This is a genomic window from Streptomyces sp. NPDC002536, assembly GCF_053594995.1.
Window position 1 is genome coordinate 86423 of sequence record NZ_JBSFWU010000006.1, and the last position, 21768, is coordinate 108190.

At 70.9% G+C, this 21768-nt stretch carries 24 protein-coding genes; 11 read left to right on the forward strand and 13 right to left on the reverse strand.

Features of this window, described 5'->3' with window-relative positions; translation table 11 throughout:
* Positions 1–38 precede the first annotated feature (38 nt).
* Positions 39–695: a ScbR family autoregulator-binding transcription factor gene (locus ACWD4B_RS04145; protein WP_451419295.1), complete on the reverse strand. Its 657-nt coding sequence runs from the start codon at positions 693–695 to the stop codon at positions 39–41.
* 214 nt (positions 696–909) lie between these two features.
* Here ACWD4B_RS04145 and ACWD4B_RS04150 point away from each other — a divergent pair, with 214 nt between their 5' ends.
* On the forward strand, positions 910–1068 hold the full coding sequence (locus tag ACWD4B_RS04150) for a hypothetical protein (protein ID WP_451419296.1): 159 nt from the start codon (positions 910–912) through the stop codon (positions 1066–1068).
* A gap of 39 nt (positions 1069–1107) precedes the next feature.
* On the opposite strand, the gene ACWD4B_RS04155 is transcribed toward ACWD4B_RS04150, so the two are convergent.
* Positions 1108–2043, reverse strand: a complete 936-nt coding sequence (locus tag ACWD4B_RS04155; RefSeq protein ID WP_451419297.1) for an LAETG motif-containing sortase-dependent surface protein — start codon at positions 2041–2043, stop codon at positions 1108–1110.
* A gap of 89 nt (positions 2044–2132) precedes the next feature.
* On the reverse strand, positions 2133–2942 hold the full coding sequence (locus ACWD4B_RS04160; protein WP_451419298.1) for an AraC family transcriptional regulator: 810 nt from the start codon (positions 2940–2942) through the stop codon (positions 2133–2135).
* Positions 2943–2992: 50 nt separating this feature from the next.
* Between ACWD4B_RS04160 and ACWD4B_RS04165 the strand changes: the two genes are divergently transcribed.
* Positions 2993–3424, forward strand: a complete 432-nt coding sequence (locus ACWD4B_RS04165; protein WP_227726825.1) for a DUF2000 domain-containing protein — start codon at positions 2993–2995, stop codon at positions 3422–3424.
* A gap of 99 nt (positions 3425–3523) precedes the next feature.
* Here ACWD4B_RS04165 and ACWD4B_RS04170 read toward each other — a convergent pair whose 3' ends face one another.
* On the reverse strand, positions 3524–4291 hold the full coding sequence (locus ACWD4B_RS04170) for a GntR family transcriptional regulator (RefSeq protein WP_451419299.1): 768 nt from the start codon (positions 4289–4291) through the stop codon (positions 3524–3526).
* A 240-nt stretch (positions 4292–4531) separates the two neighbouring features.
* On the opposite strand from ACWD4B_RS04170, the gene ACWD4B_RS04175 reads away from it, so the two are divergent.
* The 4 genes from ACWD4B_RS04175 (at position 4532) to ACWD4B_RS04190 (ending at position 9137) form a co-directional block, all read left to right on the forward strand.
* Positions 4532–5803 carry an extracellular solute-binding protein gene (locus ACWD4B_RS04175; RefSeq protein WP_451419300.1) on the forward strand — a complete coding sequence of 424 codons (1272 nt, stop codon included), beginning with the start codon at positions 4532–4534 and terminating at the stop codon, positions 5801–5803.
* A gap of 79 nt (positions 5804–5882) precedes the next feature.
* On the forward strand, positions 5883–6836 hold the full coding sequence (locus ACWD4B_RS04180) for a carbohydrate ABC transporter permease (RefSeq protein ID WP_451419301.1): 954 nt from the start codon (positions 5883–5885) through the stop codon (positions 6834–6836).
* Entirely contained in the window at positions 6833–7663 is an 831-nt protein-coding gene (locus ACWD4B_RS04185) for a carbohydrate ABC transporter permease (RefSeq protein WP_451419302.1), read from the forward strand. The genes ACWD4B_RS04180 and ACWD4B_RS04185 overlap by 4 nt, the downstream gene beginning before the upstream one ends.
* Positions 7664–7673: 10 nt before the next feature.
* The gene (locus ACWD4B_RS04190) at positions 7674–9137 is read left to right on the forward strand and encodes a glycoside hydrolase family 3 protein (RefSeq protein WP_451419303.1); all 1464 of its coding nucleotides are present in this window, start codon (positions 7674–7676) and stop codon (positions 9135–9137) included.
* 253 nt (positions 9138–9390) lie between these two features.
* Here the strand turns inward: ACWD4B_RS04190 and nagB are convergent, their stop codons facing one another.
* Complete coding sequence (gene nagB / locus ACWD4B_RS04195; RefSeq protein WP_336414087.1) at positions 9391–10176, reverse strand: glucosamine-6-phosphate deaminase; 786 nt, start codon at positions 10174–10176, stop codon at positions 9391–9393.
* Between the two features lie 277 nt (positions 10177–10453).
* Here nagB and ACWD4B_RS04200 point away from each other — a divergent pair, with 277 nt between their 5' ends.
* Positions 10454–11923, forward strand: a complete 1470-nt coding sequence (locus ACWD4B_RS04200; protein ID WP_451419330.1) for a sensor histidine kinase — start codon at positions 10454–10456, stop codon at positions 11921–11923.
* Between the two features lie 169 nt (positions 11924–12092).
* Here ACWD4B_RS04200 and ACWD4B_RS04205 read toward each other — a convergent pair whose 3' ends face one another.
* Entirely contained in the window at positions 12093–12350 is a 258-nt protein-coding gene (locus ACWD4B_RS04205) for a WhiB family transcriptional regulator (protein WP_004937597.1), read from the reverse strand.
* A gap of 323 nt (positions 12351–12673) precedes the next feature.
* Positions 12674–13642, reverse strand: coding sequence for a diacylglycerol/lipid kinase family protein (locus ACWD4B_RS04210; protein WP_336414086.1), 969 nt, complete (start codon positions 13640–13642; stop codon positions 12674–12676).
* Positions 13643–13724: 82 nt separating this feature from the next.
* On the opposite strand from ACWD4B_RS04210, the gene ACWD4B_RS04215 reads away from it, so the two are divergent.
* Complete coding sequence (locus ACWD4B_RS04215; RefSeq protein ID WP_451419304.1) at positions 13725–14189, forward strand: hypothetical protein; 465 nt, start codon at positions 13725–13727, stop codon at positions 14187–14189.
* A 150-nt stretch (positions 14190–14339) separates the two neighbouring features.
* Here ACWD4B_RS04215 and ACWD4B_RS04220 read toward each other — a convergent pair whose 3' ends face one another.
* From ACWD4B_RS04220 to ACWD4B_RS04235, 4 genes are all read right to left on the reverse strand, one after another.
* Positions 14340–15212: an RNA polymerase sigma factor SigF gene (locus tag ACWD4B_RS04220; protein WP_390776798.1), complete on the reverse strand. Its 873-nt coding sequence runs from the start codon at positions 15210–15212 to the stop codon at positions 14340–14342.
* Positions 15213–15252: 40 nt separating this feature from the next.
* Positions 15253–15669 carry an ATP-binding protein gene (locus tag ACWD4B_RS04225; protein WP_126915983.1) on the reverse strand — a complete coding sequence of 139 codons (417 nt, stop codon included), beginning with the start codon at positions 15667–15669 and terminating at the stop codon, positions 15253–15255.
* A 210-nt stretch (positions 15670–15879) separates the two neighbouring features.
* Entirely contained in the window at positions 15880–16425 is a 546-nt protein-coding gene (locus ACWD4B_RS04230; RefSeq protein ID WP_451419305.1) for an N-acetyltransferase family protein, read from the reverse strand.
* Positions 16426–16528: 103 nt separating this feature from the next.
* On the reverse strand, positions 16529–16789 hold the full coding sequence (locus ACWD4B_RS04235) for a UBP-type zinc finger domain-containing protein (RefSeq protein WP_336414083.1): 261 nt from the start codon (positions 16787–16789) through the stop codon (positions 16529–16531).
* 51 nt (positions 16790–16840) lie between these two features.
* Between ACWD4B_RS04235 and ACWD4B_RS04240 the strand changes: the two genes are divergently transcribed.
* Positions 16841–18433, forward strand: coding sequence for a Na+/H+ antiporter (locus ACWD4B_RS04240; protein ID WP_451419331.1), 1593 nt, complete (start codon positions 16841–16843; stop codon positions 18431–18433).
* A gap of 170 nt (positions 18434–18603) precedes the next feature.
* Here ACWD4B_RS04240 and ACWD4B_RS04245 read toward each other — a convergent pair whose 3' ends face one another.
* Positions 18604–19521 (reverse strand): 1-aminocyclopropane-1-carboxylate deaminase/D-cysteine desulfhydrase, encoded by a 918-nt coding sequence (locus ACWD4B_RS04245; RefSeq protein ID WP_451419306.1) that lies wholly within the window; start codon positions 19519–19521, stop codon positions 18604–18606.
* 46 nt (positions 19522–19567) lie between these two features.
* Here ACWD4B_RS04245 and ACWD4B_RS04250 point away from each other — a divergent pair, with 46 nt between their 5' ends.
* Both ACWD4B_RS04250 and ACWD4B_RS04255 read left to right on the forward strand, forming a co-directional pair.
* Positions 19568–20479 (forward strand): glutaminase, encoded by a 912-nt coding sequence (locus tag ACWD4B_RS04250; RefSeq protein ID WP_451419307.1) that lies wholly within the window; start codon positions 19568–19570, stop codon positions 20477–20479.
* Between the two features lie 47 nt (positions 20480–20526).
* Positions 20527–20748: a hypothetical protein gene (locus tag ACWD4B_RS04255; RefSeq protein WP_451419308.1), complete on the forward strand. Its 222-nt coding sequence runs from the start codon at positions 20527–20529 to the stop codon at positions 20746–20748.
* Positions 20749–20752: 4 nt separating this feature from the next.
* Here the strand turns inward: ACWD4B_RS04255 and ACWD4B_RS04260 are convergent, their stop codons facing one another.
* Positions 20753–21691, reverse strand: a complete 939-nt coding sequence (locus tag ACWD4B_RS04260; protein WP_451419309.1) for a beta-ketoacyl-ACP synthase III — start codon at positions 21689–21691, stop codon at positions 20753–20755.
* Positions 21692–21768 lie beyond the last annotated feature (77 nt).

Sequence of the window (21768 nt, forward strand, 5' to 3'; positions counted from 1 at the left end):
GTGTGTGTGCGTGCGTGCTGATGCGGCCGGTTCGGTGCTCAGCCGGTTTCGTCTGCCCCGTCCGCCCCGCGTCCGTTCTCTTTCAGCAGGCGCGCCCCCCGCTCCGGCGAGGTGTCCAGCCGGCCCAGGATGTCCGGTGCCGCGATGCCCGGCAGGATGAGCTCGTACAGCAGGGCCGTCCGCCGCTCCAGGTCCGCCATGCCGTCCGCCGCCTCCGAGAAGAGCTGCGTGCCGGTGAACGCGCCCACCATCGTCTGGGCGGTCAGGACCAGGTCGACGTGCGGCAGGACTTCGCCCTGTTCCTTGGCCGCGGCCAGCATGGCCGCGGTGTGCTCGACCCATACGGGCCAGGGCAGGCCGAAGAACCGCTGTGCACTCTGGTCCGCGGCGATGCGGGCCGCGCCGCGCAGGAGCGGTTCGCGGGGCAGGCGGTGGGCGAGGATCAGGCCCGTGTCCACGAAGGACTGGAGCTTGATCTGCTGCTCCGGCGGCGGTTCGGTCACCGCGTGCTCGAGGACGCCACGGGCCAGGTCCTCCTTGGACGGGAAGTGGAAGTAGAGCGCGCCCTTGGTGACGCAGGCCCGGTCGAGGATCTCGGTGATGGTCGCGGCCTCGTAGCCGCGGTCGGCGAAGACCTCCGCCGCCGCTTCGAGCACCGTCTGCCGGGTACGGAGCGCACGTTCCTGCCGTGCCATGTGGGCCTCCTGGTGTGACTGTGGCCCACGTTGGCCCACGTTGCGACGGTGTGAAAAAACCGTCCGGTCCGTATCTTACGACGCCTGTTCGTGGCCGTCTGCCTGCCCGGAGGGTGCTCCAAGTCGTGAGCGGGGGAACATTCCCCCTAACATCACCGGCGCCCCCGACGGGACCCCCGCCTTCCGGTTCCTCCCCGACGCCGACGCGCGGCGGGTGCTGTCCTACCTGGAGTGGTTCGGGATCTCGTACAAGACGGTCGCGAGCTCGCTGGAGGCGGCCGAGCTGCGGGCGTCCGTGCGCTCCCGGGAGGAGCTGCTGGCGGACATGGGCAGCGAACTGCAGGCGCAGGGAGGCGTGTTGGCGAAGGTGTGAACCCCGCCCGACGCGGGCGGGGTTCACACCCGGGCGACGTCAGCCGCGCGAGGCGGAGCGGCGGCGCGCGGCGACCACCATGCCGGTGCCCGCCACGAGGGCGGCGGCGCTGCCGCCGATCAGCCACGGCGTCTCGTTGCCGGCACCGGTGGCGGCCAGCTGGGTGGTGTCAGCGCTGCCGGAGCTGCCGGAGGCGGTGTTGTCGCTGCCGGTCGCGGGGGCGGGGGTGGGGCTCGCGGTGGCGCTCGCGCTGACGCTCGGGCTGGCGCTTGCGCTGGGCGCGGTGCTGACGGAGGGGGTCGGCTGGGCCGGGGAAGGGGACTCGGTGGACTTGTTGTTCTTGTCCCCGCCGTGGGTGTTCGGCTCGGGCGAGGGGGACGCGGACTGGGTCTGGGCACCCACGGGGACGTGGGGGAGCGTCAACTTCGCCGCGCCGGAGGCTTCCACTTCCACGTGTGCGGAGACGGGCTGCGGGAAGTCGGCGCCCAGCCGGATGTGCAGCTTGACGGTGCGCTTCGCACCCTTGCCGAGCTTGCCGTCCTTCACGGTGCCGGAGACGGTGCCGTAGAGGGAGGAGGGCTCGAGCGCCGGGTGCCACTTGCCGTCGGCGTCCTGGTACTCGAGTTCGCTCTTGCCGGCCTTGGGGTGCTCCTTGGAGTCGACCCCGGCCTCAAGGGTGAAGCGGAGCGAGAACTGCTCTACGGCATCGCCCTTGGAGTTGTCGATGTCGACCGAGAACTCCGTCCAGTCCTTGGACCCGGTCACGAACTTCTGGGGGAAGTGCGCCGTCAGGACGGCCTTGGCCTCCTGCTCGGTCTGCGTGGTCGCGTCGGTCGTCTCCTTCTTCGGCTCGGTGACCGTCTGGGTCGACGAATCCACGGTGTTGCCGTCGTCGGCGAGCGCCGGCGTGGCGAGGAAGACGGCAGGGGCGAGGGAGACGGCGGCCGCGACCGTCGCTATTCGGGACAGCTTCATGCGAGCAACCTCTGTGTGTGACGAGACGGGACACTTGGTACGGGGGTGATGGTAATGGCCGCATAAACGCCGCGCTGCGCAGATCGTGCTCATCGGGGTCCGCGGACCGTGCGGGCGTACCACCCCGGGCCGACGCCCACGATCCGCTTGAAGTTCCTTGCCAGGTGCGACTGGTCGCAGAAGCCCGTGCTCGCGGCCACCGCGGGCGCGGGCCGGCCCTCCAGCAGGAGGCGCCGGGCGCGGTCCACGCGGCAGGCGGTCAGGTACTGGTGGGGGGCGATGCCGAACTCGCGGCTGAACGCCCGGACGAGATGGGCGGGATGGGCGTGCAGCAGGCCGGCCGCCTCCTGGAGGGACAGGCCCTCGGGGACGCGCTCGTCCAGGAGGTCGCGCAGCCGGTGGGCGAGGCCGCTCCGGTCCGGGCGGGGCGGGGCCGGGGGGACGCGGCGGCCCAGGTGCCGCAGGAGGCGTTCGCAGATGAGGGCGAGGCGGGACTCCGCCTCCAGGTCCTCGCCGGGTTCGGCGAGCACGGTGTGCAGTTGGTGGATGCGCCGCCGTAACAGCGGGTCGTCCAGGGCGGGTCCGTCCACGGCCCGGCCGATGTGTTCCACGCCCAGCACGTCCGCATCCAGGTACAGCACCCGCTTGCGGAACCCGTGCGGGGTCACCGGGCAGCCGTTGTGCGGCACGTGCGGGGGGAGCAGGGTGACCAAGTCGCTCAGCGCGCCGTGCTCGTGACGGTCCAGGTCGTAACGGACCATGCCGTCGTCGACGATCAGGAGCGTCCACGTGTCGTGCGCGTGCATGGGGTAGACGTGGTCGGTGAAGTGCGCGTGGAGGACTTCGGCGACCCCGGCCACGGCCGGCCGCCACGCCGTGAGATCGGGGCGGGCAACCACGCAAAGATCGTACAAGACCAGGGTCGTTGTACCGGGTCACAATCCGGTGCATGGAAACCGAGAACGCCCCTGTCCGCTTCGACACCAAGATCGCTGTCCTGCTGCGCGACGACCTGCACACCTGGCAGCGCCTGAACGTCACGGCCTTCCTGGTCAGCGGTATCGGCACCGCGCTCCCCGAAGTGATCGGCGAGCCCTACGGGGACGCCGACGGCACGGAGTACCTGTCGATGTTCCGGCAGCCCGTGCTCGTCTTCGAAGGCTCGAAGGAGCTCCTGACGACGGCGCACGGCCGCGCCCTGGGCCGCGGGATCCCGCTGTCCGTCTTCACCTCGGACCTGTTCACGACCAACAACGACCGCGACAACCGCGCCGCGGTGCGCGCCGTGGGCAAGGATCAGCTCGATCTCGTCGGCATCGCCCTCCACGGGCCGCGCAACGGCGTGGACAAGGTGCTCAAGGGCGCCACCATGCACCCCTGAACCGGCGCGTCCGGCAGGTGTGATGCCCCATCAGGGCGGCTCGGCCACGGGGGTGCCGAGCCGTCCCGGTGCGGTCGCGCGGTCCTGGGTGCGGCCCCCCTACTCCGTCGGCCGCTGCAGCCGCGCCACGAACTTGTAGCGGTCCCCCCGGTACACCGACCGCACCCACTCCACCGGACGGCCCTCCGCGTCGAGGGAGTGCCGGGAGAGCATCAGCATCGGCAGGCCCACGTCCGTGCCCAGCAGGCCCGCCTCGCGGGGGGTCGCCAGGGACGTCTCGATGGTCTCCTCCGCCTCCGCCAAATGCACGTCGTAGACCTCCGCCAGGGCGGTGTAGAGCGACGTGTACTTCACCAGGCTCCGGCGCAGCGCCGGGAACCGCTTCGCCGAGAGGTGGGTCGTCTCGATGGCCATCGGCTCACCGCTCGCCAGCCGCAGACGTTCGATGCGCAGGACGCGGCCGCCCGGCGCGATGTCCAGCAGCCCCGCCAGCCGGTCGTCCGCGGTGACGTAGCCGATGTCGAGGAGCTGCGAGGTCGGCTCCAGGCCCTGGGCCCGCATGTCCTCCGTGTAGGAGGTCAGTTGCAGCGCCTGCGAGACCTTGGGCTTCGCGACGAATGTCCCCTTGCCCTGGATACGCTCCAGTCGTCCTTCGACGACCAGTTCCTGCAGGGCCTGCCGCACGGTGGTGCGGGAGGTGTCGAACTCGGCGGCGAGGGTGCGCTCCGGGGGCACGGGGGTGCCCGGGGGCAGGGTTTCGGTCATCTCCAGCAAGTGACGTTTGAGGCGGTAGTACTTGGGAACACGGGCCGTCCGCGCGCTGCTCGCGGCGCTGCCGCTGTCCGCCGTACCACCCTCGGTTGCCATGGCGTGCCTTCCCGAGTCCGTTCCTGCTGCCGTCACCGGCTCCTCCGTTTATCGCGGTCACATGGTGGCACGGGCAGAGCCCGAGGGGCCCGGAGACGGCCGGGCCGGCCTCAGGTGTCGGTCCGGTAACGGAGCCGACAGCGACTCTTATACACCCTTGACACCCCAAAAGGTCTAGGCCAAGCTGCGGGCACTGGTCTAAACCATTAAAGACCACATTCGGTCCCTGAGGAGAGTGCCGTGAGGCGAGGGCTCATAGCGGCGACGGGAGTCGCGGCAATGTTGGTGAGTGTTGCTGCCTGTGGGTCCAGCGACAGTGACAAGGATTCGGGTGGAAACGGTTCCCGGGCCAAGAGTCTGACCGTGTGGTTCATGGATGGCTCGAATCCGCCGGGCTGGACCAAGTCCGTACAGGCCGAATTCGAACAGAAGACGGGCGCCAAGCTGGACATACAGGTCCAGAAGTGGAACGGCATCCAGCAGAAGCTCACCACTGCTCTGTCCGAGTCCGCCCCGCCGGACGTCGTCGAAGTGGGCAACACCCAGACCTCCTTCTACGCCCAGACGGGCGGCATCGCGGACCTCGGCGACCTGAAGAAGGAGATCGGCGCCGACTGGACGGACTCCCTCAACAAACCGTCCGTCTTCGAGGGCAAGCAGTACGCCGCGCCCTGGTACGCCGCCAGCCGCGTCGTCATCTACAACAAGAAGATCTGGGCCGACGCCGGCATCACGGACACGCCGAAGACCCGCGCCGAATTCTTCAAGGACCTCGACGCCATTCAGAAGAAGGGCGACGCCGAGCCGCTCTATCTGCCCGGCCAGAACTGGTACTTCTTCGACGGCCTGACCATCGGCACCGGCGCGGACCTGGTGAAGAAGGACGGCAACAAGTACGTCTCCAACCTCGGCGACCCCAAGGTCGCCAAGGCCATGGACATCTACAAGCAGTACCAGGCCTTCAGCAAGGCCCCCAAGGACAAGGACGAGGCCAACCCGCAGCAGGCCGACGTCTTCGCCAAGGGCAGGACAGGCGCCTTCATCGGCATGGGCTGGGAGGCGGCCACCGCCATCAAGGCGAACCCGGAGATCGAGAAGGAGATCGGCTACTTCACCATTCCCGGTGAGACGGCCGACAAGCCCGAGGGCGTCTTCCTCGGCGGCTCCAACCTCGCCGTCGCCGAGGGCAGCAAGAAGAAGGAACTCGCCAAGGAATTCCTGAAGATCGCGCTGTCCGACAAGAACGAGGCCGCGCTGTCCAAGGAAGTCGGCTCGATCCCCAACAAGGACTCCCTGCTCTCCAGCGTCAAGGGCAACCCGGCCGCCGAGGCCGCGGCGCCCGCCGCCAAGGGCGGCGGCACCACCCCGCTGATCCCCGAATGGGCCGCGGTGGAGAACGCGCCGAACCCGGTCAAGGCCTATATGACGGCCGTCCTCGAAGGAAAGTCCGCGGACGAGGCCGCCAAGCAGGTCGAGGGCGACATGAACAAGCGCCTCAGCCAGAAGCAGTGATCCGACGGGGTTGTGCAGTATCCGCTGCACAACCCCGGTACGACGCACCACAGTTCTACAGGGGAGAAGGCGGACGACGATGTCAGCTCAGACGGAAGAGGCGAGGAAAGGCGGCGCCCCGCCACCCGGCACGTCGGCCCGGAGAGCCGCAACGGCCGTTCCCTACCTGCTGATTCTCCCCGCGGCCGCCGTCATCGTCCTGCTGCTCGGCTGGACCCTGGTGAAGAACGGCATCCTGTCGTTCCAGAACCTCAACCCGCGCCAGCTGATCCGGCACGTCACCGAGTGGAACGGCGGCGAGAACTACACCAAGACGCTGGGCAGTTCCGAGTTCTGGCACGTCACCGGCCGGTCCGTCGCCTTCACCGCGGCCAACGTCGCCCTCATCATGCTGCTCGGCTGCCTCATCGGACTGCTGCTCGCCCGGCTCGGCAAGAAGATGCGGCTGCTGCTCTCGCTCGGCCTCGTCCTCGCCTGGGCCATGCCGGTCGTCGCCGCCACCACCGTCTTCCAGTGGCTCTTCGACCAGCGCTTCGGCGTCGTCAACTACGTGCTGGACCGGCTCGGCTGGCACTCCATGCACGGGTACAACTGGACCAGCGGACAGCTCTCCACCTTCTTCGTGATCACCGTCCTGATCGTCTGGCAGTCCATCCCCTTCGTGGCGATCAACCTCTACGCGGCGACGACCACGATCCCCAAGGAGCTCTACGAGGCCGCCTCGCTGGACGGCGCGGGCACCTGGACGACGTTCACCTCGGTGACCTTCCCCTTCCTCAGGCCCTTCTTCCTCGCGACGACCTTCCTCGAAGTCATCTGGGTCTTCAAGGCGTTCACCCAGGTCTTCGCGATCAACGAGGGCGGCCCCGACCGGCTCACCGAGACCCTGCCGGTCTACGCCTTCGTCGAGGGCATGGGCAACCAGCACTTCGGCATGGGCGCCGCGATCTCCATCCTCACCATCGTGATCCTGCTCGCCCTGACCGCGTACTACCTGCGCATCGTGCTCAAGCAAGAGGAGGACGAACTGTGAGGCGATCCCTGCTCGGCCGCGTATGGCCCGGGGCGACGGCGGCCGTCCTCTTCGTCGTCTTCGCGTTCCCCGTCTACTGGATGTTCGCCACGGCCTTCAAGGCCAACAAGGACATCGTCAGCGACACCCCCGTCTGGTTCCCGAAGGCCCCCACGCTCGACCACTTCACCAAGGCCGTGCACGCCGACGGCTTCTGGACGTTCGTCGGCAACTCCTTCACCGTCACCCTGATCGCCGTCGGGCTCTCGCTCGTCATCGCGCTGCTGGCGTCCTTCGCCGTCGCGCGCATGCGCTTCAAGGGGCGCAAGAGCTTCATCCTGGTGATGATGATGGCCCAGATGGCCCCCTGGGAGGTCATGGTCATCGCCTACTACATGATCGTGCGCGACGCGGAGATGCTGAACAGCCTGGTGCCGCTCACCGCCATCTACACGGTCATGGTGCTGCCCTTCACCGTCCTGACGCTGCGCGGCTATGTTGCCGCCGTGCCCAAGGAGCTGGAGGAGTCCGCCATGGTGGACGGCTGCACGCGTACGCAGGCGTTCGTGCGGGTGATCTTCCCGCTGCTGGCCCCCGGCCTGATGGCCACCTCGCTCTTCGGTTTCATCACCGTCTGGAACGAGTTCCCCATGGTCCTGATCCTCAACAAGGACCCCGGCTCCCAGACGCTGCCGGTCTGGCTCACCGGCTTCCGCAGCACGTTCGGCGACGACTGGGGTGCCACCATGGCCGCCTCCTCGCTCTTCGCCGTCCCCATCCTCGTCCTGTTCGTCATCCTCCAGCGCAAGGCGGTCGGAGGCCTCACCTCCGGCGCAGTGAAGGGTTAGCACTGCATCCATGGACACGCTCACGCGCGACGCCCTCACCGTCCTCCAGCCCGGCTTCACGGGCACCACCGCCCCCGCCTGGCTGCTGCGCCGGCTCGGCGAAGGCCTCGCCTCCGTCGGACTGTTCGGGCGCAACATCACCTCGCCGGAACAACTCGCGGCGCTCACCGCACAATTGCGGGCCGAGTACGAGGACGTCCTCGTCGCCATCGACGAGGAGGGCGGCGACGTCACCCGCCTCGAAGTCCGCACCGGCTCCTCCTTCCCCGGCAACCTCGCCCTCGGCGCCGTCGACGACACCGGGCTCACCCGGGCCGTCGCCCGCGAACTCGGCCGCCGGCTCGCCGCCTGCGGCGTCAACCTCAACTGGGCGCCCTCCGCGGACGTCAACTCCGACCCCGACAACCCGGTCATCGGCGTACGGTCCTTCGGCGCCGACCCGCAGCTGGTCGCCCGGCACACCGCGGCCTACGTCGAGGGCCTGCAGTCCGCCGGGGTCGCCGCGTGCACCAAGCACTTCCCCGGACACGGCGACACCGCCGTCGACTCCCACCACGACATGCCGCGCATCGACGCGGACCTCGGCACGCTCCACACCCGCGAACTCGTCCCGTTCCGGGCCGCCGTGGCCGCCGGCACCAAGGCGGTCATGAGCGCGCACATCCTGCTGCCCGCGCTCGACCCGCGCCTGCCGGCCACGCTCAGTCCGGCCGCACTGCACGGCCTGCTGCGGGGGTCCGTCGCGGACGGCGGCCTCGGCTTCGACGGTCTGATCGTCACGGACGGCATGGAGATGCAGGCCGTCGCCGCCGCCTACGGCATCGAGCGCGGCAGCGTCATGGCCATCGCCGCCGGCGCCGACGCGATCTGCGTCGGGGGCGGGCTGGCCGACGAGGACACCGTGCTGCGGCTGCGCGACGCGCTCGTCGACGCGGTGCGGGGCGGGGAACTGGCGGAGGAGCGGCTCGCCGACGCGGCGGCACGGGTACGGGCGCTGGTGACTCCGCTCGGAGCGGCCGTCACCCCGGCGCCGGAGGTGGGACTTGAAGCCGCCCGCCGGGCCCTGCGGGTCACGGCTGCGCCGGGCTGGAAGCCGCTGGACGGGGCCGCGTACGTCGCGGCGTTCGCGCCGGTGGCGAACATCGCGGTGGGCGACGAGACGCCGTGGGGCGTGGGCGCCGAACTGGCCCGGCTGCTGCCGGGTACGACGACGGACACGTACGGCCCCGGGGCGGCCGCGGCCGCGGTTCTGGCGGCTGCCGGGGACCGCCGCGTGGTGGCCGTCGTCCGGGACGCGCACCGCCACCCGTGGATGGCGGCTGCGCTGCGCGCCCTGCTGACGGCCCGCCCGGACACGGCAGTCGTCGAAATGGGCCTCAACCAGGCACCTCCGGCGGGTTCGCTGCACGTGGCCACCCATGGCGCGGCACGCGTGTGCGGGACCGCTGCGGCGGAGGCGTTGGTGCGCCCGTAAGGGGCGCGGGGCTGTGACTCCCCCAGCTACCGCTGGGAGGTACCCCCAGCGGCTCCGCCGCGTGGGCGCGACGAGCCTCGATGTGCCCGTACCAGGCGCCCCGTCAGGGGCGCGGGGAACTGCGCGATCAGCCACGACGCGCCCGCAGTCGAGGTTCTCGGGGCTGCGCCCCGGACCCCTGGGGTAGTGCGTCGACTGCGGGCCGGCGGGGGCTTGTCGCGCAGTTCCCCGCGCCCCTGACGGGGCGCGGTAATTAAAGCCCCTGCCAGGTCGGCTTGTTGGTGTACGTGTGGCGGAAGTAGTCCGCCAGCTTCAGCTTGGACGCGGCGGCCTCGTCCACGACAACCGTCGCGTGCGGATGCAGCTGCAGCGCCGACGCCGGGACCACGGCCGCGACCGGGCCCTCGACGGTCTGGGCGACGGCGTCCGCCTTGCCCTCGCCCGTGGCGAGCAGGACCAGGTGGCGGGCCTCCAGGATGGTGCCGATGCCCTGGGTGATGACGTGGTGCGGCACTTGGTCGATGTCGCCGTCGAAGAAGCGCGCGTTGTCGACGCGCGTCTGCTCCGTCAGCGTCTTGATGCGGGTGCGCGAAGCGAGCGAGGAGCACGGCTCGTTGAAGCCGATGTGGCCGTCGGTGCCGATGCCGAGCAGCTGCAGGTCCACGCCGCCCGCCCCGGACAGCGCGCGGTCGTATGCCTCGCAGGCGGCCTGGACGTCCTCGGCGGTGCCGTCGGGGCCCATGAACGAGGCCTCGGTCAGGCCGAGCGGCTCGACGACCTGGCGCAGCACGGTGGAGCGGTAGGACTCGGGGTGGTCGGCCGGCAGCCCGACGTACTCGTCGAGCTGGCAGATGCGGGCGCGCGAGGCGTCCACGGCACCGGCACGGACCTTGGCCGCCAGCGCCTCGTAGATCGGCAGCGGCGTCGAGCCGGTGGCCACGCCGAGCAGGGCGTCGGGCTTGCGGCGCAGCAGGGCGGCCATGGCCTCGGCGATGATCTCGCCGCCTGCCTGGGCGTCCGGAACGATGACAACTTCCACGCTGGGCCTGCCGATCTGAAGAGGGTGGTATAGACCAATTCTCAATGTAGCAGAACGGACATGAGCCGCCTGGTGGCCGCGGCGCCCGGCCGGGACCCTCGACCCGGCCGGCGCCGCAGCCTGTCGCTCCGCCCCCTGTGCGGGAGGGGCGGGCTCTTTACCTTTTCATTGTGGACTAGACCATTCGACGGTGTCCATGACCGGCGGACGACTTCTCCGCGAACTTCCGGCGGCCTGCGCACGGTGGACGCCCGGGTAGGCTCGAGCCGTGCCCTCCATGAACGATCTCGTACGCCAGCACACCGCGCTCGACGACTCGGACCTCGAGTGGCTCCACCTGCTGGTCTCGGAGTGGCAGCTGCTCTCCGACCTGTCCTTCGCGGATCTCGTCCTGTGGATTCCCACCCTGGACGGCACCCGCTACGTGTCCGTCGCCCAGATGCGGCCCAACACCGGACCGACCTCCTACCAGAACGACATGGTCGGCCACCTGGTGCCGCGCGGCCGCCGGCCGATGCTGGACGCCGCCCTCGACGAGGGCCGCATCGTGCGCGAGGGCGACCCGGAGTGGCGCGAGGAGGTGCCGGTCCGGGTGGAGTCCATCCCGGTCCGCCGCGAGGGGCGGGTCCTCGGCGTGATCGCCCGGAACACCAACCTGCTGACCGTGCGCACCCCCAGCCGGCTGGAGCTCACCTACCTCCAGAGCGCCTCCGACCTCGCCCAGATGATCGCGAACGGCACCTTCCCCTTCCCGGGGCAGCAGGTCGACATGGACGCCTCGCCGCGCGCCGGCGACGGGCTGATCAGGCTCGATGCCGAGGGCATCGTCCAGTACGCCAGCCCCAACGCGCTGTCCGCCTATCATCACCTCGGCCTGGCCGCCGATCTCGTCGGGCATCATCTGGGCGAGACCACCGCTCAGTTGGCACCCTCGCGCACCCCGGTCGACGAGGGCCTGGCCAAGCTCGCCAGCGGCTGGGCGCCGCGCGAGTTCGAGGTCGAGGCCAACGACGGGGTGATCCACCTGCGGGCCATCCCCCTCAAGCCCAAGGGCACGCACATCGGTTCACTCGTACTGCTGCGCGACATCACCGAACTGCGTCGGCGCGAGCGCGAGTTGATCACCAAGGACGCCACCATCCGGGAGATCCACCACCGGGTGAAGAACAACCTCCAGACCGTGGCGGCGCTGTTGCGGCTGCAGGCCCGCCGGATCTCCTCGGCGGAGGGCCGCGAGGCGCTGGAGGAGGCCGTCCGCCGTGTCGGTTCGATTGCGATCGTGCACGAGACGCTGTCGCAGAACCTTGACGAGCGCGTGGAGTTCGACGAGATCGCGGACCGGGTCCTGGCCATGGTCGCGGAGATCTCCCCGGGGCGCGTCCGCACCCGGCGCACCGGCCGTTTCGGGGTGCTCGACGCCGAGGTCGCGACTCCGCTGTCGATGGTGCTGACCGAACTGCTGCAGAACGCCCTGGAACACGGCTTCGGTCCGGGCGAGTCGGGAACCGTCGAGGTCACCGCGGTGCGCGGCGGCACCCGCAGCGACTCCCGGCTGCTGATCTCGGTCCAGGACGACGGGCGCGGGCTGCCCGAGGGCTTCGACCCGCAGCAGGCCAGCAACCTGGGCCTGCAGATCGTACGCACCCTGGTCGAGGGGGAGTTGGGCGGAACCTTCGACATGCTGCCCGCTTCCGGGCAGGGAACGCGTGTCACCCTCGACATCCCGGTGCGCGCCGAGAAGCCCTGATCCGCGAAGCCCCGATCCGCGCGGCACACAGCACTGAGCCCCGGACCTGAAGTTCAGGTCCGGGGCTCAAAGCTTCACTGTGCTGGTGCACGCCCGGATGCCAGGGGAGCTCCGGGGGTACTGCGCGCTGCGGCTCGGGGGCCGAGGGCCGTCGTTAGACAGTAGGGGGTCAGGCGGTCGCGTTGCGCGCCCGGTTGCGGGCAGCGCGGCGCTTCATCGCGCGACGCTCGTCCTCGCTGAGGCCACCCCAGACGCCGGAGTCCTGGCCGGACTCGAGCGCCCACTGCAGGCACTGCTCCATGACGGGGCAGCGGCGGCAGACGGCCTTGGCTTCCTCGATCTGCAGCAGCGCAGGACCGGTGTTGCCGATGGGGAAGAACAGCTCGGGGTCTTCCTCGCGGCAAACGGCGTTGTGACGCCAGTCCATGGCTGCTCCATCTCCTCGTGTTACGGCTACGTGGCTTGTGAATGTGAACGCTTTCACGAATCCCCCCGCAAGGGAAGGGCCGACTGCCAGTCGCAAGACTGGTGTGGTCCAGGAGGTAAAAGGAGGGGGTTCGGGCTCTCAGAGGAAGCCTTGATGGAGGGCTGTCCCGATCGCCATGAAGAGACTCGCAAACCTCGGCGACGGATACAACCCCTTCCGGAAAGTTTTTTTTGATTCCTCGGTGTCGGCTAGGTCACAGCCGTACTTCCAGGGGGTGCAGCCCAGTCTAAACGTTCGAGTGGAAGGACTTTAGGCCCTGGCACTCACACAATCACACGCAGTGCACGGCGAACGCCTGTGAACGTCACGCTGGTGCGCAGTCCGAGGTGGTCGCCGTCCATCTGGAACGGGAGGGGAACCTGCGAATGCAAGGTGAACGAGTCCTGGTCATGCAGTGACACAGCGTGTTTGCCGCGAGGCCCGCGCTCGGGGGTGGAGGTGAGCAGCTGGGTGCCGTGGCGGCCGGCCGTCAGCGTGCTCAGCTTGGTGAATCCGAGCACGTCAAGGGCGGTGTCGAAGGACGCGTCCGGCAGCGCGTAGACCGGGCGGTTGCCCAGATAGGTCCACGGGGCCGTGTTGCAGATTATCGACATGACGAGATTGCGGAGTGGCTCCTCGCCAGGTCGTTCGAGGGTGATCGTGCCGTGTCGCCGGTGGTGCTCGCCGAAGAACTGACGGGCCACCTGTCGCACGTACAGGGAGTGGGTCGAACGCTTGCCGCGCTCGCGCTGTTGCTCCACCCGGCCCACGACCCCCGCGTCGAAGCCGAAGCCCGCGCAGAAGGTGAACCAGCGCTCCGGGACCCCCTCGTCCTCGGTGCCCGGAGTGCCCGCCGCCAGGCCGAGGCCGACCGTGCGCTCACGGCCCTCGCGCAGCGCGTCCAGCAGGGCGCCCGTCGCCTCCACGACGTCGTTGGGCAGGCCCAGGGCGCGGGCGAAGACATTGGTGGACCCGCCGGGCACCACCGCCAGCCGGGGCAGCTGCTCGGGGGCGGGGCCCGCGTGCAGCAGGCCGTTGACCACCTCGTTGACCGTGCCGTCGCCGCCGAGCGCGACCACCAGCTCCGTGTTCCCGCTCTCGACCGCGGCCCGTGCGAGGTCGCGGGCGTGCCCGCGGTACTCGGTGGTGGCGACCTCCAGTTTGAGATCGCTTGCCAGGGCGTGCGCCAGGACATCACGGGTACGGGCACTGGTGGTGGTGGCCGAAGGGTTGACCACGAGAAGCGCACGCATGCGCGCCAGCCTACCTACCTGCCGGTACATGAACGGTCCCAGGTCGGCCTTTTACGAGCAGGCCTACAGCTACCCTGCTGGGGTGAGCAGCAAGCAGTCCGCCCCGAAATCCGCCCGTACGACCCAGGCGGGGAACACGCCTCCGGCCCCCGCCGGGCCCCGGCCGCGCCGGCTGACGGCGGCCGCCGTGCTGTCCGGCGCCGAGGGTGCCGTGCTCGTCGCCGGTGGGATCTACCTGCTGGTCATGGGCCTGCTGGGACGGCCGGACAGCCCCCGCCAGGCGGAGATGGGCGGGCTGACCGTGCTCGCCCTCGCCGCGCTGCCGCTGGTCGCGGCGCGCGGGCTGTGGCTGCGGCGGCGCTGGAGCCGGGGGCCGTCGCTGGCGACGCAGATCATGGCGCTGCCGGTCGCGTGGACGCTGGCCAATGCGGGCGGGGCGTTGATCGCGGCCGGGGTCGCGGTTGCGCTCGTCGCCGTGACGACGTTGGTGTTGCTGGTCAACCCGACCGCCACCGAAGCATTGGGCATCGGGCCTCGGGACGCTTAGGACGTGTCCGGCGCGCCCCGTAAGGGGCGCGGGGAACTGCGCGACCAGCCACGATGCACCCGCAGATGACCTGCTGCCCGAGGCGGTGCGTCGGCTGCGGGCCGGTGGGGGTTGCTCGCGCAGTTCCCCGCGCCCCTTACGGGGCTCGGCTCATTCCTCGATCAGCAAGCGATCCCTCAGCTGGGCCAGGGTGCGGGCCAGCAGGCGGGAGACGTGCATCTGGGAGATGCCGACCTCCTGGGCGATCTGCGACTGGGTCATGTTGCCGAAGAAGCGCAGCAGCAGGATCTTCTTCTCCCGCGGCGGCAGGTCCTCCAGCAGCGGCTTGAGGGACTCCCGGTACTCGACGCCCTCCAGCGCCTCGTCCTCCGCGCCGAGGGTGTCCGCCACGGCCGGGGACTCGTCGTCCGTGTCCGGCACGTCCAGCGAGAGCGTGCTGTAGGCGTTGGCGGACTCCAGGCCCTCCAGCACCTCCTCCTCGGAGATGCTCAGGTGCTGGGCCAGCTCGTGCACCGTGGGCGCGCGGCCGTGCCGCTGGGAGAGCTCGGCGGTGGCCGTGGTCAGGGCCAGCCGCAGCTCCTGGAGCCGGCGCGGCACCCGCACCGCCCAGCCCTTGTCGCGGAAGTGCCGCTTGATCTCGCCGACGACCGTGGGCGTCGCGTACGTGGAGAACTCCACCCCGCGCTCCGGGTCGAACCGGTCCACGGACTTGATCAGACCGATCGTGGCGACCTGGGTGAGGTCGTCCAGCGGCTCGCCGCGATTGCGGAACCGCCGGGCCAGGTGCTCCACCAGGGGCAGGTGCATCCGCACCAGGTGATTGCGCAGCTCGGCCCGCTCCGGCGAGCCCTCGGGCAGCGCGCGCAGCTCGACGAACAGGGCCCGGGCACCGCTGCGATCGTGCGGATCGCCGTGCTGCTGCTGGTGCTGGACATGATCCATGTGGTCCGCCCGCTCTGACGGGTCGCCCGCCTGGACCGGCAGCGGCCGGGCAGGCTGTTGCGGGATGGCCGGGGTACGCACTCCCCGCGGTGACGCAGTACTCACGGAGCCCCCTCTTCCGTCACGGCTGCCCGGGGCCGGCGCCGCGCTTCTTGTGCAGGCTGATGCTGACCGTGCGGTCCTCCGCGACGGTGGAGTCGACCTCGCCGGCCAGGGCGGAGAGCACCGTCCAGGCGAAGGTGTCGCGCTCGGGCGCGCGGCCGTCGGTGGTGGGTGCCGAGACGGTCACCCGGAGCGCGTCCCCGACGAGGCGGAAGACGCAGCTGAGGACGGAGCCCGGAACGGCCTGCTGGAGCAGGATCGCGCAGGCCTCGTCGACGGCGATGCGCAAGTCCTCGATCTCGTCGAGGGTGAAGTCCAGACGGGCCGCGAGGCCGGCTGTCGCCGTCCGCAGCACCGACAGGTAGGCACCCGCAGCGGGCAGCCGGACTTCCACGAAGTCCTGGGTCGTCCCAGGCTCGCCTGCGATGGGGGACACCCTCACCTCCAAGGTGGCACAAGCTTCTTGAGCTGTAACGGGGCCCGGTCCCGCGCGGCCCCCGGCCGGTGGAGGACGGGGGAGAAACGGGCCGGTGCGGCACATGGTCCGGCTGAGACGCTATCGCGATCTGCGGGTCCGCGCCGCAGCCCCGCGACTGTCACTCATGGTAAGCCCATGAGTACGCACAGTGGCTAGGGTCGTGCGGTCTCAAATCGAAAGAGAAATCGCCCTGTTGGGATTTTCGTCACTCTGCGCGAGCGCCGCAAGAGCCTGGAGCGGCTCTCCCGACATCCGGTGCACCGTCCACTCGCTCATGGGCTCGGCGCCGAGGGACTTGTAGAAGGCGATCGAGGGCTCGTTCCAGTCCAGCACTGACCATTCGAAACGCTCGTAGCCGCGGTCCGTGCAGATCTTCGCGAGCGCCGCGAGGAGCGCCCTGCCGTGGCCCGCGCGGCGCGCGTGCGGCCGGACGTAGAGATCCTCGAGGTAGACACCGTGCGTGCCCGTCCAGGTGGAGAAGTTGCGGAACCAGAGGGCGAAGCCGACCGTTTCGCGCTCCGCGCGGCCGTCCTCGGGCGTCGATTCGTCACTCTCCGCTATCAGGGCGAAGGCCGCCGGGTGCTCCCCGAAGAGCGCCTCGTGCAGCTGCTCCTCGGTCGCCTTCGCCGCCTCCAGCGCCCGTTCGTACGCGGCGAGTTCGCGGATCATCGCGTGGACGGCGGGCACGTCGCCGGGCGTCGCAGGTCGGATCATGTGTGCATGCTAGCGGGCCCCGCCGACAGGGCCCCGGAAACCGGCGCCCCCGCCGGGGGCACGCGCGGGGGCGTGCGTGCGGCGCCCGCCCCGGTGCGGGCGCTCAGACGAGGTGCCGGTCCACGAAGCACCAGCGCCAGCTCTGTCCCGGTTCGTGACTGCGCATCACCGCGTGGCCGGTCTCCTCGAAGTGCCCGGTGGCGTGCCGGTACGGCGAGGAGTCGCAGCAGCCGACATGGCCGCACACCAGGCACATCCGCAGCTGTACGGGGTGGCTGCCGACTCTCTCGCACTCCGGGCAGGTGGCACTCGCCGGCTCCGGCTCGGGGCGCGGCAGCGCATCGACATGCGTGCACTCGATCATGATTGCCAGGGTAGTTCGCACGCTCGCAGACTCCGAGGGATGACCGGACACATGAATGTCATGCCGCTGCTGTTGCTGGTCGCCGGCAGCACCGCCGTCGCGGGCGCCGCCCGCCGCACCCCCGTGCCCGCGCCCCTGCTGCTCGTCGCCGCCGGGCTGGTGGCCTCGTACGTGCCCGGCGTGCCGGACTACACGCTCGACCCGGACATCGTGCTGCCCCTGGTGCTGCCGCCGTTGCTGCACACCGCCGCGCTCGACAGCTCGTACCTCGACCTGCGGGCCAACTGGCGGCCGGTCGCCCTGCTCTCGGTCGGGTACGTGCTCTTCGCGACGCTCGTCGTCGGCTATGTGGCGTTCCTCGTCGTGCCCGGGCTGCCCGCCGCGGCGGCGCTCGTGCTGGCCGCCGTCGTCGCCCCGCCGGACGCGGTGGCCGCGACGGCCATCGCGCGCCGCCTGGGGCTGCCGTCGCGGCTCACGACGATCCTGCAGGGCGAGTCGCTGGTCAACGACGCGACGGCCATCACCGCCTACCGCGTGGCCCTCGCCGCCGCGGTCGGCGCGGGCGCCACCTGGGCCGAGGGCGCCCGGGAGTTCGCGGTCGCCTCGGTCGGCGGCATCGGCGTCGGCCTCGTCCTCATGGTGCCGCTGCACTGGCTGCGCAAGCGGCTGCGCGAGCCGCTGCTGCAGAACACCCTCTCGCTCCTCATCCCGTTCGTCGCCTACGGCGCCGCCGAGGAGGTCGGGGCGTCCGGCGTGCTCGCCGTGGTCGTCGTCGGCCTCTACCTCGGACACCGGTCCTGGCAGGTCGACTTCGCGACCCGGCTGCAGGAGGAGGCCGTGTGGCGGATGGTCGCCTTCGTCCTGGAGTCGGCCGTCTTCGCCCTCATCGGGCTCCAACTCCCCGTCGTGCTGCGGGGGCTGGGGACGTACGGGATGGGGCCCGCGGCCTGGTACGCGGTGGTGGTGTTCGCGGTCGTGGTCGCGACGCGCTTCGTGTGGGTCTACCCCGCGGCCTTCGTCCCGCGGGCGCTGTTCCCGCGGATCCGCGAGCGCGAGCCCGACACGGACGTCCGCGGGGTGTTCGTCATCGGCTGGGCCGGTATGCGCGGCGTCGTGTCCCTGGCCATCGCCTTCTCGATCCCCGTCGCCACGCACAGCGGCGCGCCGTTCCCGGCGCGGAACCTGATCCAGTTCCTGGCGTTCACGACGGTGATCGGCACCCTGGTGGTGCAGGGCCTGTCGCTGCCGCCGCTGATCCGCCGGCTGCGGCTGCGGCGCCCCGAGCCGGAGGAGCTGACGCTGGTCGAGGCCCAGGCGCAGAGCGAGGCGTCCACGGCGGCGGAGCGGCGGCTGGCGGAACTCCTCGCGGACGAGCGCAACGCCCTGCCGTCGCCGCTGGCGGACCGCCTGCGCGCGGTCCTGGAACGCCGCCGCAACGCGGTGTGGGAGCGGCTGGGCGTCGTCGACGAACGGACGGGCGAGACGGCGGACGACGCGTACCGCCGCCTGACCCGCGAGGTCATCGGCGCGGAGCGCCAGGTGTTCGTGCGGCTGCGGGACGAGCGGCGGATCGATGACGAGATGCTGCGGGTGCTGCTGCGCAGGCTGGATCTGGAGGAGGCGGCCGCTTATCGGGAGGAATGAGGGTGACTGCGCCCTTAAGGGGCGCGGGGAACTGCGCGACCAGCCGAAGACGGCCTGCAGTTGACGCACCGCCTCGGGCGGCAGGGCATCTGCGGGTGCGTCGTGGCTGATCGCGCCCACGCGGCGGAGCCGCATATCGAAACAGCCCCGCGCCCCTGACGGGGCGCCCGTTACGGGGCCCCCGTGATGACAGCAGCCACCGTGCTTCCGGGCGTGAACGCCCCCTCCTCCGCCAAGGCCGTCAGGCCGAACAGCATCTTCGTCACGTACACCCGCTCCAGCCGCACCCTGTGCCGCGCCGCGAAGTCCTCCGCGAACTCCTCCAGCTCGGCAGAGCTCTTCGCGTAGCCGCCGAAGTGGAAGCGCTCGTCCAACTGCCAGTCGCCGCGCCGTCCCCCGAACGCCTCCCGCTGGAGGCGTTCCACCTCCGGGCCGAGGAACCCGCCCTTCAGTACCGGGAACCCGATCGCCCGCTGGCCGGCCGCCAGGCCACCCGCCAGTCCGGCGAGCGTGCCGCCCGTCCCGCACGCCACCCCCACCACATCCGCCACCCCGCGCAACTCACGCCCCAGCGCGGTGCAGCCCTGCGCAGCGGCCGCGTTGCTGCCGCCCTCCGGGACGACGAACGCCCCTTCGGGGGCCAGCCGCGCCAGCACCTCCGGCTCGGCCTTGCGCCGGTACGTTCCCCGGTCGACGAACCGCAACTCCATCCCGTCCGCCGCGCACTGCGCGAGCGACGGATTGAGCGGCCGGTCCGCCAGTTCCTCGCCCCGTACGACGCCCACCGTGGCGAAGCCGAGCAGCCGGCCGGCGGCGGCCGTCGCCCGCAGATGGTTGGAGTAGGCGCCGCCGAAAGTGAGCAGGGTGCGCCGCCCGGCCGCCACGGCGGCGTCGAGATTCGGCTCCAGCTTGCGCCACTTGTTGCCCGGAAGGTCCGGGTGTATCAGGTCGTCCCGTTTGAGCAGCAGACGCAGCCCGCGCCGGGCGAACCGCTCGTCCGTCACTTCGGCGAGCGGCGACGGCAGCACGGGACGGAGGGTGGCGAGCCCGGCCGCGCCGGGGGGATTGTCGCTGGTCACGTCACCCATTTTGTACGCTGGCCCGGCCAGCAAGGAGAGACAGGAAGCGCACCACGTGGACTACCAGGCCGTACTCGAAGAGGTTGCCGCCTTCGCGCGGCCGCTGGTCGGCCGGGGGCAGGTCGCCGACTACATCCCGGCGCTCGCCGAGGTGGACATCAATCACTTCGGCATGGCCGTCGCCGACGTCGACGGCGGCGTGTACGGCGTGGGGGACTGGGAACGGCCGTTCTCCGTCCAGTCCATCTCCAAGGCGTTCAGTCTCGCGCTGGTGCTCGCCGAGGGCGGCGAGAAGATCTGGGAGCGCGTCGGCACCGAGCCGTCCGGCAACCCGTTCAACTCCCTGGTGCAGCTGGAGTACGAGAACGGGATCCCGCGCAACCCGTTCATCAACGCCGGCGCGCTCGTCGTCACCGACCGGCTGCAGACGCTGACCGGCGACGCGAGCACCACGATGCTGGAGTTCCTGCGCGCCGAGAGCGGCAACCCGGACGTCTCCTTCGACCCGGTGGTGGCCGAGTCCGAGACCGAGCACGGCGACCGCAATGCGGCGCTGGCCCACTTCATGGCCAGCTACGGCAACCTCGACAACCCCGTGCCGACGGTCCTGGAGCACTACTTCTGGCAGTGCTCGATCCGGATGAGCTGCGCCGACCTGGCCCGCGCGGGCAGCTTCCTGGCCCGGCACGGCCTGCGCGCCGACGGCTCGCGGCTGCTGCCGCGCCGCGAGGCGAAGCAGATCAACGCCGTGATGCTGACGTGCGGCACCTACGACGCGGCCGGCGACTTCGCCTACCGGGTGGGCCTGCCCGGCAAGAGCGGCGTGGGCGGGGGCATCGTGGCGGTGATACCGGGCCGCTGCACGCTGTGCGTGTGGAGCCCGGGCCTGGACGCCCGGGGCAACTCGGTGGCCGGTGTCGCTGCGCTGGACCACTTCACGACGCTGACGGGCTGGTCGGTGTTCTGAGCGCCCCATCGGTGGCGCCCCCGCCAGGGGTACCGCATGGTGGGGTCATGGAGCACGAACTCCGGGCCGAGTACGTCGACGGCCGCGCGGCAGCGGACCCGCTGGCCGAGGTCAAGGTCTGGCACGTGGTGCGGCAGGAGGCGTCGACCGCGATGTGCGGGCGCGAGCTGGAATCGGCCGCCGAAGTCCGCTCCGCGGACGACTGGGGGACGCCGAACGTCCCCATCTGTCACTCGTGCGGCGCGCTCTACCTGCGGGAACAGCCGTAGGCGGTCACGGGCACTGCACGACCATCCCCGCGTACGACAGGTTTCCGCCGAACCCGAACAGCAGGACCGGGGCGCCGGGCTCCACCCGGCCGGAGGCCACCAGCTTCGACAGGGCCAGCGGGATGCTCGCCGCCGACGTGTTGCCGGACTCCGTCACGTCCGTGGCGACAATGGCGTTCACCGCGCCGATCCGGCGGGCCACCGGCTCGATGATGCGCAGGTTCGCCTGGTGCAGGACCACCGCCGCCAGCTCCTCCGGCCGCACCCCGGCTCGTTCGCACGCGCTGCGGGCGATCGGCGGGAGGGTCGTGGTGGCCCAGCGGTAGACGGACTGGCCCTCCTGGGCGAAGCGGGACGGGGCGCCCTCGATGCGCACCGCGTGGCCCATCTCGGGGACCGAGCCCCACACCACCGGGCCGATGCCGGGTTCGGGGGAGGCGGTGACCACGGCGGCCCCGGCGCCGTCGCCGACCAGGACGCACGTGGTGCGGTCCGTCCAGTCGGTCACGTCGCTGAACTTCTCCACGCCCACGACCAGCGCGTTCGTCGCCGCTCCGGCGCGGATCGCGTGGTCGGCCTGGGCGAGGGCGTGGGTGAAGCCGGCGCAGACGACGTTGACGTCCAGCACCGCGGGGGCGGTGAGGCCCAGTGCGGCGGCGACCCGCGCCGCCGTGTTGGGGCTGCGGTCGACGGCGGTGCACGTGGCGACGAGGACGAGGTCGACGTCCTCCGGCGCGAGCCCGCTGTTGGCGAGGGCCTTGGCGGCGGCCTGGGCGGCCATCGAGGCGACCGACTCGTCGGGCGCGGCGATGCGCCGCGTACGGATGCCCACCCGGGAACTGATCCACTCGTCGCTGGTGTCGACCAGGGTGGCCAGCTCGTCGTTGGTGAGCACCCGGGACGGCTGGTAGTGGCCCATGGCCAGTACACGAGACCCGGACATGGCGGTTCCTCCTGCGCGCGCGAGTGATGCGGGTGACCAGTCTCGACGCTTTCCTTCCGGTTCCCGGTGCGTGATCC